13 protein-coding genes are annotated in these 13,658 nt (G+C 68.7%); 7 read left to right on the forward strand and 6 right to left on the reverse strand.

Translation table 11 applies throughout. The features are described 5' to 3' along the window. Positions 1–61 precede the first annotated feature (61 nt). From LHU95_RS02755 to LHU95_RS02780, 6 genes are all read right to left on the reverse strand, one after another. On the reverse strand, positions 62–592 hold the full coding sequence (locus tag LHU95_RS02755) for a carboxymuconolactone decarboxylase family protein (protein WP_248709850.1): 531 nt from the start codon (positions 590–592) through the stop codon (positions 62–64). 145 nt (positions 593–737) lie between these two features. Continuing rightward, complete coding sequence (locus tag LHU95_RS02760; RefSeq protein WP_248709851.1) at positions 738–1,313, reverse strand: peroxiredoxin; 576 nt, start codon at positions 1,311–1,313, stop codon at positions 738–740. Positions 1,314–1,432: 119 nt separating this feature from the next. After that, a complete protein-coding gene (locus LHU95_RS02765; RefSeq protein WP_248709852.1) occupies positions 1,433–5,713 on the reverse strand; it encodes a DUF4011 domain-containing protein in 4,281 nt (1,426 codons plus the stop codon). Beyond that, a complete protein-coding gene (locus LHU95_RS02770; protein WP_248709853.1) occupies positions 5,710–7,278 on the reverse strand; it encodes a Na+/H+ antiporter in 1,569 nt (522 codons plus the stop codon). Before LHU95_RS02770 ends, LHU95_RS02765 begins: the two co-directional genes overlap by 4 nt. Then, complete coding sequence (locus LHU95_RS02775; protein ID WP_248709854.1) at positions 7,278–7,436, reverse strand: hypothetical protein; 159 nt, start codon at positions 7,434–7,436, stop codon at positions 7,278–7,280. The genes LHU95_RS02770 and LHU95_RS02775 overlap by 1 nt, the downstream gene beginning before the upstream one ends. Before the next feature lie 60 nt (positions 7,437–7,496). After that, positions 7,497–8,333 (reverse strand): peptidase, encoded by an 837-nt coding sequence (locus tag LHU95_RS02780; protein WP_248709855.1) that lies wholly within the window; start codon positions 8,331–8,333, stop codon positions 7,497–7,499. A gap of 48 nt (positions 8,334–8,381) precedes the next feature. On the opposite strand from LHU95_RS02780, the gene LHU95_RS02785 reads away from it, so the two are divergent. From LHU95_RS02785 to ureG, 7 genes are all read left to right on the forward strand, one after another. Then, complete coding sequence (locus LHU95_RS02785) at positions 8,382–9,173, forward strand: urease accessory protein UreD (protein WP_248709856.1); 792 nt, start codon at positions 8,382–8,384, stop codon at positions 9,171–9,173. Positions 9,174–9,197: 24 nt separating this feature from the next. Next, entirely contained in the window at positions 9,198–9,500 is a 303-nt protein-coding gene (locus tag LHU95_RS02790; RefSeq protein WP_248709857.1) for an urease subunit gamma, read from the forward strand. 9 nt (positions 9,501–9,509) lie between these two features. Continuing rightward, a complete protein-coding gene (locus tag LHU95_RS02795; protein WP_248709858.1) occupies positions 9,510–9,815 on the forward strand; it encodes an urease subunit beta in 306 nt (101 codons plus the stop codon). 55 nt (positions 9,816–9,870) lie between these two features. After that, complete coding sequence (ureC, locus tag LHU95_RS02800) at positions 9,871–11,580, forward strand: urease subunit alpha (RefSeq protein WP_248709859.1); 1,710 nt, start codon at positions 9,871–9,873, stop codon at positions 11,578–11,580. An 11-nt stretch (positions 11,581–11,591) separates the two neighbouring features. After that, positions 11,592–12,140 carry an urease accessory protein UreE gene (locus LHU95_RS02805; protein WP_248709860.1) on the forward strand — a complete coding sequence of 183 codons (549 nt, stop codon included), beginning with the start codon at positions 11,592–11,594 and terminating at the stop codon, positions 12,138–12,140. Next, positions 12,067–12,822 carry an urease accessory UreF family protein gene (locus tag LHU95_RS02810; protein WP_248709861.1) on the forward strand — a complete coding sequence of 252 codons (756 nt, stop codon included), beginning with the start codon at positions 12,067–12,069 and terminating at the stop codon, positions 12,820–12,822. Before LHU95_RS02805 ends, LHU95_RS02810 begins: the two co-directional genes overlap by 74 nt. A 128-nt stretch (positions 12,823–12,950) precedes the next feature. Continuing rightward, positions 12,951–13,634, forward strand: a complete 684-nt coding sequence (gene ureG, locus LHU95_RS02815; RefSeq protein ID WP_248711489.1) for an urease accessory protein UreG — start codon at positions 12,951–12,953, stop codon at positions 13,632–13,634. Positions 13,635–13,658 lie beyond the last annotated feature (24 nt).

A 13,658-nucleotide genomic window follows, 5' to 3' on the forward strand; every position in this document is an offset into this window, starting at 1 on the left:
GCAAGGAACGGCGGCTGGGGCCCATGGCCCCAGCCGCCGGAGGCCCCTTGCGATGCCGCGATCAGGCGGCCAGCGCTTCCTCGCCCTCGATCGTCACCGCCGCCGCATGCACGGCGGAGGCGATGCGGACGGCGGCCTGCACCTGCTCGCTGGTCAGCCCGGCATGCTTCACCACCTTCTCGTGGCTTTCCATGCACATCCCGCAGCCATTGATGGCCGAGACCGCGAGGGACCAAAGCTCGAAATCCGCCTTCTCCACGCCGGGCCGGGCCATGATGTTCATGCGCAGCTTGGCCGGCATCGAGGGGTAATCGCCGCCGACCAGATGGGTGAAGCGGTAGTAGATATTGTTCATCCCCATGATCGAGGCGGCGCCCTTGGCGGCCACCAGCGCCTCGGCACTCAACTGCGGGCCGAATTCGGCCAGGATGGCGCGGGTGGTGGTCGCGTTGCGGCTGGCCAGCGCCGAGACGATGAAGGTGCCGGCGCGCTGCTGCACGGTCAGCGCCGGCTCGGCTGCCAGGGAGCCGAGATTCAGCTTCTGGTCCTTGGCGTATTCAGGAAGGGCATTGCGCAGCGATTCCAGCGACATGGCGCGGGCTCCAAAAGAAACAAATGTTGGGGAGAAAACCGCCCCGTCGCGCAGCGACCGGGGGGTATGAGGGGGGCTGAATGCCCCCCTTTCGCTTGCGGCGGTAGCGTTGGTGTGGCGGCTACCGCCGCAAGCGACAGATGATTCAGGCCGCCTTGTCGAAGAGTTCCTGCGGCTTCAGCGCCTCTTCACCCTTGGTCCAGTTGCAGGGGCACAGCTCATCCGTCTGCAGCGCGTCGAGGATGCGCAGCGTCTCCTGGGGGTTGCGGCCGACATTCAGGCCGTTCACCGAGACATGCATGATCGTGCCCTCGGGGTCCACGACGAAGGTGACGCGCAGCGGAACGCCGGCGGTCTTGTCGAGGACGCCCAGCGCCGTGCTCAGCTCGCGCTTCACATCGGCCAGCATCGGGAAGGGCAGGTCCTTGATGTCGTTGTTATAGACGCGCCAGTTGAGGTGCACGAACTCGCTATCGGTCGAGACGCCGTAGATCACGGTGTCACGGTCGGCGAATTCACCGGACAGCTTGCCGAAGGCGGCGATTTCGGTCGGGCAGATGAAGGTGAAATCCTTCGGCCAGAAGAACACGACCTTCCACTTCCCGGCATCGCTCTGGTCCGTCACCTGGATGAAGGACTTGCCCGGGCCCTTCAGCCCCTCGGGGCCGCCCTGCACGGCGGTGAGGTCGAAGCTCGGGAATTTGTCGCCGACGGTCAGCATGAAATCATCTCCTGGGGGATCAAAAAGGCGGCAGGTCATTCCAGCCACGGAGAGACATATTGCGGCGCACCATGGATTTTCCAGGGCGTATTCCATGATATTTTGCGATGCAGCATCGCTTATGCCCGCGGCTTGGGCACCCATTGCCCGGAGCCGATCAGCATGGCCAGCCGTGCGGCGATGCCGGGCATGGCGGCCGCATCCAGGCCGAACAACCGGACCAGGCCGGCCGCCAGCTCCGCCTCATCGGCCCCGGCATCCAGTTCCAGGAGCAGGCTTGCGCCCACGGCGACCTCCTCGGGGTGGATCATCGCGGGGCGGCGCAGGTGGGGGGCTGCGGCGCTGCGGTCGCGCGGGGTGACGGGGCCGCGCGCTTCCGGAAACCAGAAGCCGGATGATTCGACGATTCCGTGCAGCAGCCGCGCCTCATTCAGCGCGGCGGCGAAGGCCGTGGCGTCCGGCGCGCCCTGGCCCAGCAGCAGGCGCAGGCGTTCCAGCACGGCATCGCCATGCACCGGCGCCTCGGTGGCCACGATGCTGGCGATCAGCGCGGCCAGTTCGGCGCGTTTGGTGGGAGCCTCGTCCATGGTTGCCTCGACATAGGCAGGCGCCAGCCGGGCCGCCGGCAGTGGCGCGGCCATGGCCGGCGCGGCCAGGCCCAGGGGCGCGCGCAGCTTCGCCGCCGCTGCCTCGGGCTGGTTCAGCCAATCCAGCGACCAGCTGCGCGCCAAGGCCCAGCCCATGCCCTCCAGCGCCATTTGCCGCCCGCGATCGCGGTCCCGCGCGCAGCGCAGGCCGGACCAGTCGGCGCCATCCACCTCCACGCCCAGGTCAAAGCCAGCCTCCCCCCGCGCCGCGACATCGAGGAACAGGCCGGACAGCCCGATGCGTGGCACCGCCTCCCGCCCCGATTGGGTGATCAGGCCACCGATCAGCCTGGCAATGGCCGAGCCCTGGCCAGCTTCCGTCCGCGCCGTGGCGCCATCGGCGGCGAAGCCCAGGAAGGCCTTGAGCGACTTCTCACCACCGATACCATCACTGCGAGAGAGATCGATGTCCTCCGCAGTGATGTCGCTGAAAACAACACACCGCTTCTTGGCACGGGTGATCAAGACGTTGAGGCGGCGCTCACCTCCTTCCGCCGAAACCGGACCGAAATTCATTCGGAGGGCTTGGCCTTTCGTTCGAGCATATCCGATGGAGATCATGATCGCGTCACGCTCGTCGCCTTGGACATTCTCAAGGTTCTTGATAAAGAACGGTTCCGCCGGATTCGCGCTGAAGAAGAGCTCCGCATCTGGCGCTTCTTTGCGAGCGGCTTCGACGGCGTCGATGATCAAGTCTCGCTGACGCTCAGAGAAAGCAGCAACGCCCAGACTATCGCCCGGGGTTCTCCTGGCATGGTCGATAACGGCCGCCGCGACTGCCTCTGCCTGCCTACGCCGTCCAGCATTGTCATCATCAACGTCCAGCTTAATCAGCGAGAGCCCGAGGGTCGGGCTGCGCGGCCGGGGCGAGGGCAGCACCAGCAGGCGGTTGCCATAGAATTCCGCATTGCTGGTGGCGATCAGGCTTTCGTGCCGGCTGCGGTAGTGCCAGCGCAGCAGGGCGGTCGGGATGCCGCGCGCATTGGCGAGGCCGAGGATGCTCTCCACGTCGCGTGCATCAAGGGTGTCATCCCCATCCACCGCGTCCTCGCTGTCTTCCGTCATGCGCTGGAAGAAGCGGGTGGGCGGCATCTGCTTGTCATCGCCGACGACGACGATCTGGTTGGCCCGGGCGATGGCGCCCAGCGCATCCACCGGCTCGATCTGGCTCGCCTCATCCATCACCAGCAGGTCAAAGACCGGGAAGCCCGGCTGTGTCGCATGGTGCGGATTGGCCAGGAACTGCGCCAGGCTCAGCGGGCTGAGCATCAGGATCGGTTTGGCCTTGCGGATCAGCGGCGCTGCGCGGGAGAGCAGCATGCGCAAGGACGCATGCCCGCGCTTGCGCTCGAATTCGCCGCGCAGGAAAGCGAGGCTGGCGGCCTCCTCGCCCTTGCGCAGGGCGTCCACCCGGGTGGCATGGATCGCCGCCGCCTCGGCGCGGGCCAGGCGGACCCGGGCGGCGTCGGCCGCGCGGAAATCCAGCACCCAGCGATCCGCCGCCGCGCCGTCAAAGGCCGCGAGTTCGGGGTGTTCGCGCATCGCCACCCGCAGCAGCGCCTCAAGGCTGGCGAAGTCCAGCGCCGCCTCGGCCGTATCGGGCGGCAGGGCGCCGCTGCTCAGCGCCTCCGCCAGGGGGGCGAGGCCTGGCTGCGCGGCCGCGGCGCGGGCCCATGCCTGCCAGGGAGCGAGCGCCTCTGGCTCGGCCGCCATGGCGGCCAGGCGCTCGGCGGTGGCGGCAAAGCTGGCATCGGGTGTCAGGCCGGTGGCGTCACGGATTGCGCCCCAGGCGGCCAGCGCCTGGCGCTGTGCCGGGCTGGCAGCCAGGGTGGTGAAAGCATCGGCATTCGCCGCGATCCAGGCCAGCTGCGTGCTCAGCTCCGCCGCATCCGGGCCGGGGCCAAGCCGCGCGCGCGCCGCCTGGGCCGCCAGAAGCGCGTCAAGCGCCGCCGCATCCTCCGGATCGCGCAGCGCGGCGGCCAGGGTCGCCTTCGCCGCGCGCCGTGCGCCGTCGAGGAAGCCCAGCATGCCGCCGGGCCTGGCCAGCGTGTCCCGCGCGGCGGCGAGGCCGGGCTGCTCCAGCGCCCCGGGCAGGAAGCGCGGATCGGGCGTGGCCAGCAGGCGCAGATCCGCAAGCCGCGCCTCGGCGGCGGGAACATCCTCGGGCCGCAGCGGCGCCGTGGCGCGCAGCGCTTCGGCGGCCAGCGCGGCTTCCACCTCGGCCACGCCACCTGGTGCCGCGGCCAGGATGCGGATCGCGCCGGGCAACTCGCCCAGCAGCCGTGCCGCCGCGATGGCATCCATCGCCGCCGCAACCCCGCGCCAGGGGCTTCTGGCGCCGGCGATGCTGGCGGCCATGTCCCGCGCCGCCTCGCGCAGGGCTCGCAGCCGCGCCGCATCCCAGCCGGTGGGGTCGAGCCGGAATGGCGGGGGCTTGGCGCCCGAGGCCCGCAGGGCTGCCAGCCGGCCCACCACCTCCTGCACCGCGATACCCGTCTCGCCCACCAAGGCGCGCATGGCGGCGGCGTGGCGGTTGAGCCGGCCGCGCAGATCGCCCAGGCGTTGCACCGCCGCCTCGCGCTGTGGAGGCGCGGGGGGCGGCAGGGCTAGGGTGGCGCGGAGTTCGTCCAGCACGGCGCGTCTGGATTGCTTTTCGCTGTGCAATTCCAGCACGGCCGCACCCAGGCCGAATTGTTCCAGGCGGCGCTTCACCACCTCCAGCGCCGCCGCTTTCTCGGCCACGAAGATCACGCTGCGCCCATCCAGCACGGCCTGGGCCAGGATGTTCACGATGGTCTGGCTCTTGCCGGTGCCGGGCGGGCCCTGGATCACCATGGAACGGCCGCGCCGCACGGCTTCCGCCGCCAGCGCCTGGCTGCCATCCACCTCCACCACGTGATCGAGTTTTTCCACCGGAATCGCCGCATCCACGTCGGCGTCATCGGCGAAAAGCGGAGCTTCGGGCGGTGGTGCGGCGGGGTCGAGCAGGCGCAGCAGCATGGGATGCGCCAGCAGCCCCGGATGTGCCACGGGGTCGAGGTCGCGCCACATCAGGAATTTGGCGAAGGCGAAGATGCCGAGCGCCAGCGCATCGGCCTCCACGCGCCAGCCCTCGCGCCCGGCGGTCGCCGCCTGCATGCGCGCGGCCCAATCCGCCGGGGTCTCGCCCGTAAAATCCGGCAGGGTGATGCGGAAATCCGTCCCTAGCTTTTCCCGCAGCGAGAGGTTTTCCACCACATCCTCGGGGCTTGCGCGGAGGCGGAAGCGGTTGCTGACCCCCTCGCGCTCCAGCGTGGCCGGGATCAGCGCGAGGGGGGCCGCGCGCTCCGTCCCTGGCGTGCCCGGATCGCGCCAGACCAACGCGCCGATGGCGAGGAACAGGCTCGGCACGCCGCTTTCCTCGCGTGCGCTGCGCGCATCGCCCATCACATCGCGCAGGCGGCGCGTCAGTTCCTCGGCCGGGAGGGCGACGCGCAGCTGGGTGTCGCGCTGCCATTCCTCGCGCGTGGCGCTGGCGCTCGCGGTGGCCACGCCCTCGGCCCGCTTGCGGGACCTGGCTTCGGTGGCAATGCCCGCTTCGAAGCCGAACGCCTTGCCGGCGGCCAGCTGCGCCACGACGAAGCCGGCATCCTCATCCTCGATGCGGATCACCCCGCGTGAGCGCCCTTGCGCCGGCAGGCTGAGCAGCCGGTTGCGGGTGGAGAGGTCAATCAGCGCCCGCCGCGCCTGTTCCAACTGCGCCGCGAGACTCATCCGAGCGCGTTCCGCAGCCGATTTTCCTCAAAATCCAGCTCCTGACCCAGCTTGGTCAGCAATTCCTCGGTCAATTCGCCCTGGGCTTGCAGGACGAGAATGGCGGCGCGCGCCGCGTCAATCGCCTCCAGCCGCACGGCCCGCCGCGCGGCGCGCTCGGCCGCCGCCGCGCCGCCACCCTGCGTCACCCGCTCCAGATGCGCCGCACGGTCGGCATGCTCGGCCAGGAGGTCACTCGCGATCGGACCATAGAGCACATCGCTGGCGCGCTTGCGGATGGCCTCCAGCATGGCCTGGGCCGCGATGTGCCGGGCGCGTGCCTCCTCCGGGTCAATGCCGTTCGGGTGGGGCGGCTGCACCAGGCCCAGCCGCTTGATCATCCATTCCAGGGTGGTGCCCTGCAGCACCAGCGTCGCGAGGATGGCGCAGAAGGCGAGGAAGATGATCAGGTCGCGCTCGGGGAATCCCAGCGGCAGGGCGAGTGCGGCGGCGAGCGAAACCACCCCGCGCATGCCTGCCCAGGACAGGATCACCATATGCGCGACCGGTGGCGGGGAAGCCCGCCCCGCCAGGCTGCGGATCAGCCGGGGCAGCCAGAGCGCCGGAAACACCCACATGAAGCGCGAGACGATGAGTGCCAGCGAAACCGCCACCGCAAGGCCGGCCAGCTGCCAGACGCTGCGGTTTCCCAGGCGTTCCAGGATGTCGTTCAGTTCCAGCCCGATCAGGATGAAGATCAGCGAGGTCAGAACGAATTCGATGAATTGCCAGACCGCCCGGGATTCCAGCCGCGTCCGGGCGGAAAAGACGCGGTGCTGGGCCCGCCCCAGCATGATCCCGGCCGTCACCACCGCCATCACGCCCGAGAGATGCGCCATCTCCGCCGCCAGGAAGGCCGCATAGCCGGCCAGGAAGGAGAGGGCCGTTTCCAGCAGCGTGTCGCGCAGCCGCACAAAGGCCCAGAGTGTCGCCCGGCCCACCGCCCAGCCCACCGCGATGCCGCCCAGCCCCAGCAGGAAGAAGCTGCCGACGGCTTCCAGCGGCACGAAGCTCCCTGCCGCCATGGCCGCGATGGCAACGCGGTAGATGACCAGCGCCGAAGCGTCATTCACCAGGCTCTCGCCCTCCAGCACGGTGACGATGCGGCGCGGCAGGTTGAGGCGTTGCAGCACGGCGGCGGCGGCCACGGCATCGGGCGGGGCGAGGATGGCGCCGAGCGCGATGGCCGCGGCCCAGGGCATCTCCGGGATCAGCAGCCGTGCGACCAGCCCGATCAGGAAGGCGGTGAAGATGACGCAGCCCACCGCCAGCAGCAGGATGGCGCGGATATTGCGCAGGAAGGCGGGCCAATCCGTGCGATAGGCGCTGGCCTGCAGCAGCGGCGGGAGGAAAAACGCGAGCGCCAGCGCCGGGTCCAGCGCGATCTGCGGCAGGCCCGGGATGAAGGCGATGACCGAGCCCGCCAGGATCAGCACCACCGCATAGGGAAGCCCGGCAAAGCGCGCCAGCACCGCCAGAGCCACGCAGGCGGCCATGAGGGCCAGGACGGCCTCGACGGTTTCCATCAGCGGCGGCGGATCAATGCGGCAGCCACAACGCAGACGGCGATGATCGCCACCGTCATCATCCCCTGGACGACGGTGTAGTTGGGCGCATCCGGCGCCACGAACCAGGCGGCGACAGCGCCCCCGGCCAGCATCGCAATTCGCAAAATCCAGGCCATGGCATCACCTCCGCTGGACAGAATGCCATGCGCCCCGGCCGCTCGCCATGGCCCCCGCCCTCAGACAGGCATCAGGCGCGTGAGGCGCGAGGGGTTGATCTCCGCCAGCAGGACGCTGCCATCCGGGTGCAGCGCCAGGCCATGTGCGCCGTTCAGCACCGCCCGCGCCCGGCCGATCAGCGCGCCCTGGCGCGAAAAGATCGAGAGCCTGGGCACCTGGTCCGTCACCCACCAATTGCCCTCGGCGTCGGAGGTGATGTCCATGGGTTTGTGGACGTCAGTGATCTCCCGCAGGAATTCGCCGGCTTGCGTGAAGATCTGCACGCGGCTGTTGTCGCGGTCGGCCACGGCGAGCTCGCCGGCATTGTTCAGCCAGACGGCATGCGGCGTGCAGAATTGCCCGGGCCCGCGCCCCGGCTCACCCCAGCCGCCATCCGGCGTGCCATCCGGCTTGAACCGATGAATGCGCGAGGCGGCATAGCCATCCCCCACGAAGGCCGTGCCATCGGGCGCGAAGCAGATATCGCAGGGACTGTTGAAGGGCGCGCCAGGGGCGTGGCGCGTGCCGAGCGCGCCGAGCCTTTCGCCATCCGGCTCGAAGCGGATCACCTCATGCGCGTCGCGGTCCACCACATGCACGCAGCCATCGGGTCCCACGGCCAGCATGTGGCCATCGGCTACGGCTTCGCCCCAGGCATCCAGGCGCTTGCCCTGGGCATCGAGCACGATGACGGTGGCGACGGCCGAATCCACATAGGGGTCCGCGCGCAGCAGGACGAAGATGCGCCCCTCCGCATCCGTCGCCACATCGGAGACGCGGCCGGCCCCGTCGGGGACGGCGCCCCAGGGGCGTTGGATGCGGTAGCGTTGCGCGCCGAGCGTGACATAAAGTTCCATGACGCGAGCTTGCCACGCGCGCGGCTTGGCGGCCAAGCTTCTTCCCGCATGATTCGACACCAACGCGCCATCGGCGCCGCGTCCATGGAAGTGGCTTCCCATGGGCTGGCCCGGCTGTCCCAGGCCTCCCCCCTGCGCATCCTCTTTCCGACGCCAGAGCCTGGCGCGCCGTTGGAAGCGGCCCTCGTCAATGTCGCGGGGGGGCTTGCCGGGGGGGATTCCCTGGCGGTCACGCTGGCGCTGCGGGCGGGAGCGCGGGCGCAGATCACCACCCCCGCGGCCGAAAAGATCTATCGCAGCCTGGGTGACACCTCAGGCATCGCAACCCGCATCGCGGTCGCGGCGGATGCCGTGCTGGAGTTCCTGCCGCAGGAGGCGATCCTGTTCGACGGTGCCAGGCTGAACCGCGGCATGGAGGCGCGGGTGGCGCCGGGCGGCACGCTGCTCGCCGCCGAATCGGTGGTGCTGGGGCGCATCGCCCGTGGCGAGGTCTGGCGGCACGGCTCCCTGCGCGACAGCTGGCGCCTGTATCAGGGCGAGCGGCTCATCTGGGCCGATGCGCTGCACCTCGAAGCCACCACCCGGCACGCGGAGTTCGGCCTGGATGGGGCCGATTCGCTCGGCATGATCCTGCTGCTGGCCGAGAATGCGGCGGCGCATCGGGAATTGGCGCGGGAATTGACCGCGGGCGCCGCCTCGCTCGTGCGGCCCGGATTGCTGCTGCTTCGCTTTCTCGGCTCGGCCGGGGGGGTGCGCGGTGCGATGGCCGAGGCGATTCCGGCACTGCGCGCGGCGGCACTCGGCCTGCCGCCCAGGCTGCCAAGGCTGTGGACGTGCTGAGGCAACCCGTTCCATGATGCTGCAATGCACCTGACCCCCCGCGAAAAAGACAAGCTGCTCATCGCCATGGCCGCCCAGGTGGCGCGCCGAAGGCTGGAGCGTGGCGTGAAGCTGAACCACCCCGAGGCCATCGCCCTGATCAGCGACTTCGTGGTGGAGGGCGCGCGCGATGGCCGTTCCGTGGCCGAACTCATGGCCGCCGGCGGCGAGGTCATCACGCGCGACCAGGTGATGGAGGGGATCGCGGAGATGATCCACGACATCCAGGTGGAAGCGACCTTCCCGGACGGCACCAAGCTCGTCACCGTCCACAACCCGATCCGCTAGGTGGCGCCCATGATCCCAGGTGAAGTGATCTGCGCCGCGGGCGAGATCGAGTTGAATGCGGGCCAGACGGTGACGGAGCTGGAGGTCGCGAATATCGGCGACCGGCCGATCCAGGTCGGCAGCCATTACCATTTCTTTGAAACCAACCCGGCGCTGGAATTCGACCGCGCGGCGGCGCGCGGCCAAAGGCTGGACATCGCGGCCGGCACGGCCGTGCGCTTCGAGCCGGGGCAGTCGCGCAAGGTGCGGCTGATCCCGCTGCGCGGGGCGCGTGTGGTGCATGGATTTCGTGGCGACGTGGAAGGCAAGCTGTGATGCGGGACCTGCTGATCGCCTTCGGGCTCCGCCCTCATCCGGCAGGGCGCGTCTGATGGCGCGCCTCTCCCGCCACGCCTATGCCGGCATGTATGGCCCCACCGTGGGGGACCGCGTGCGCCTGGCCGATACGGACCTCTTCATAGAGGTGGAGCGCGACCTCACCACCTATGGCGAGGAGGTGAAGTTCGGCGGCGGCAAGGTGATCCGCGACGGCATGGGGCAATCCCAGGTCACACGGGCGGCCGGCGCGGCCGATACCGTCATCACCAATGCGTTGATCCTGGATCATTGGGGCGTGGTGAAGGCCGATGTCGCGCTGCGTGACGGGCGCATCCATGCCATCGGCAAGGCCGGCAACCCGGACACGCAGCCGGGGGTGGACATCATCATCGGCCCGGGGACCGAGATCATCGCGGGCGAGGGGAAAATCCTCACGGCCGGCGGGATTGACGCGCATATCCATTTCATCTGCCCGCAGCAGATCGAAGAAGCCTTGGCCAGCGGCATCACCACCATGTTCGGCGGCGGCACCGGCCCCGCGCATGGCACGCTGGCCACCACCTGCACGCCCGGGCCCTGGCATCTGGCGCGGATGATCCAGGCGGCCGAGGGCTTCCCGATGAATCTTGGCTTCCTCGGCAAGGGCAATGCCACCAGGCCCGAAGGGCTGGAGGAAATGATCCGCGCCGGTGCCGCCGGCCTCAAGCTGCATGAGGATTGGGGAACCACGCCGGCGGCCATCCGCAACTGCCTCGATGTGGCGGACCGCTTCGACGTGCAGGTGGCGATCCACTCGGACACGCTGAACGAAAGCGGCTTCGTCGCTGATACGATCGCCGCCTTCGAGGGCCGCACCATCCACGCCTTCCATGTCGAGGGTGCCGGCGGCGGGCATGCGCCGGATATCCTGAAGCTTTTGGGGGAGAACAATGTCCTGCCCTCCAGCACCAACCCCACCATGCCCTATACGGTGAACACGGTGGATGAGCATCTCGACATGCTCATGGTCTGCCATCACCTCGACCCGCGCATCGCCGAGGATGTGGCCTTCGCCGAATCCCGCATCCGGCGCGAAACCATCGCAGCGGAGGATATCCTGCACGACCTCGGCGCCATTTCCATGATGTCCTCGGACAGCCAGGCGATGGGGCGCGTGGGCGAGGTGATCATCCGCACCTGGCAGACGGCGCACAAGATGAAGGTGCAGCGCGGATCCCTGCCGGGCGAGACGGGCCAGAACGACAATCTGCGCGCCCGCCGCTACATCGCGAAATACACGATCAATCCGGCCATCGCGCAGGGGATTTCCGCGCATGTCGGCAGTGTGGAGGTGGGTAAGCTCGCGGATCTCGTGCTGTGGAACCCCGCGTTTTTCGGCGTGAAGCCGGAGATGGTGCTGAAATGCGGGACCATCGCCATGGCACCCATGGGCGACCCCAACGCCTCCATCCCCACGCCGCAGCCGGTGCATTACCGCCCGATGTTCGGCGCCTTCAGCCGGGCCAGGTTGTTCGGCAGCGTGACCTTCACCTCGCAGGCGGCGATGGAGGCTGGCCTTGGCGAAAGCCTGGGTGTCACGCGGCCCATGCTGGCGGTGAGCAACACCCGCGGCGGCATCTCCAAGAAAAGCATGGTGCTGAACGACGCGACACCGGTCATGGAGATTGACGCCGAGACCTATGAGGTGCGCGCGGATGGCGAATTGCTGATTTGCGAGCCCGCGAAGGTGCTGCCCATGGCGCAGCGCTATTTCCTGTTCTGAGGTTCACGCCGATGCATGACACCCTCCCCCGCGCCACGCGCGTCGCCCCCCCCGGCAGCTTTACCGCCGATGCGGAAGTGATGCTCGATTTCGACGACCGCTTCCGCCGCCGCAAGCGCTATGAGTCCGCCGGCGGCATCCCCTTCGTACTGGACCTGGCCGAAGCCCAGGTGCTGCGCGAGGGCGATGGCCTGATCCTGGATGATGGCCGCTTCATCCTGGTCCGCGCCGCCGAGGAACCTTTAGTGGAAATCCGCGCCGCCAATGCGGCGGAGATGATCCGCCTCGCCTGGCATCTCGGCAACCGGCACCTGCCCGCCGAATTGCAGGAGGCGCGCATCCTGATCCGCGAGGATCACGTGATCGAGCAGATGCTGCGCGGCCTGGGCGCGCAAATCCAGAAGGTCCGCGCGCCATTCAACCCTGAGGGCGGCGCCTATGGCGAGCACAACCGCTCCACGCATCAGCATCATCATGGTCACGTCCATGGTCACGACCATCATCACGATGACGACCATCATCACGATGACGGGCATCATCATCATCACCCCGGCGACTGATCCACCGGCCATGCAGGATGCAGACCTCTTCCGGCTGATGGCCTGGACCTCGCCCGCCTATCCGGTGGGCGGCTTCAGCTACAGCCACGGGATCGAGATGGCGGTGGAGGAAGGCCGGCTGATGAAGCAGGCCGAATTGGTGGCCTATATCGCCAGCGTGCTCCGGCAGGGCGCTGGCCGGGTGGATGCGGTGCTGTTTGCGCAGGCCCATTGCGCCTCGGACGAGGCGCGGCTGGACGAGATTGCCGAGCTCGCCGCCGCCTGGCGCGGCACGGCGGAGAGCGCGCTTGAAGCCGCCCAGCAGGGCGGCAGCTTTGCCAGCGTCACCATCCGATGCTGGCCTGAGGCGCGCTACGCCGCCTTTGCCGCGCGGCATGGCGGGCGGCTTTCCCATTCCGTGGCCTTCGGCGCGGCGGCCGGCATGGCGGGCATACCCCTGCGCCCGGCGCTCTTTGCCTTCCTGCAAGGCTTCTGCGGCAATCTGGTGAGTGCCGGCGTGCGCCTGATCCCGCTCGGCCAGACGGATGGCCAGATCGCGACGGCTGCGTTGCTGCCCATCATTTCGGAATGTACCGATGCGGCGCTGACCACGTCGCTGGATGAACTCGGCACGGCCTCACCGCTGCTCGACATGCTCTCCATGCGCCACGAAACCCAATACACAAGGCTGTTCCGCTCATGAGTGATGTTGCCAGCCGACCGATTCAGACCTCCGGGCAAGAGCCTTCCAGTCATCGGGGGGATGCTGCCCGACCGATTCAGACCTCCGGGCAAGAGCCCTCCAGTCATCGGGGGGATGCTGCCCGACCGATTCAGACTTCCGGGCAAGAGCCCTCCAGTCATCGGGCGGGGCACGGCCCCTTCCGCGTCGGTGTCGGCGGGCCCGTCGGCTCCGGCAAGACGGCGCTGGTCGAGCGCCTGTGCCGGATGCTGCGCCAGACGCATGACATCGCGGCGATCACCAATGACATCTACACCAAGGAAGACGCCGAATTCCTGACCCGCGCCGGCGCGCTCGATGCGGATCGCATCATGGGGGTGGAGACCGGCGGCTGCCCGCACACGGCGATCCGGGAGGATGCCTCCATCAATCTGGCCGCGGTGGAGGATATGTCCGCGCGGTTCCCCGGGCTGGAGCTGCTGTTTATCGAAAGCGGCGGCGACAACCTGGCGGCAACCTTCAGCCCGGAGCTGGCGGACCTGACGATCTATGTGATTGACGTCTCGGCCGGGGACAAGATTCCCCGCAAGGGCGGGCCTGGCATCACGCGCTCGGACATGCTTGTGATCAACAAGATTGACCTGGCCCCGCTGGTCGGCGCCGACCTTTCGGTGATGGACCGCGATGCCGGGCGCATGCGTGGCAAGCGCCCCTTCATCTTCACGAATCTGAAGGTGGACAAGGGTGTCACCGAGATCGCCGATTTCATCCTGGAGCAGGGTGGCTTGGCAACGCGTGAGTCCCGCAAGCTGCCAGAGCCCCCCGGCAACTGAAGGGGTCTGGGGCCAATGGCCCCA

It is taken from the genome of Sediminicoccus sp. KRV36 (assembly GCF_023243115.1).
In the GTDB taxonomy this organism is placed as follows: Bacteria; Pseudomonadota; Alphaproteobacteria; order Acetobacterales; family Acetobacteraceae; genus Roseococcus.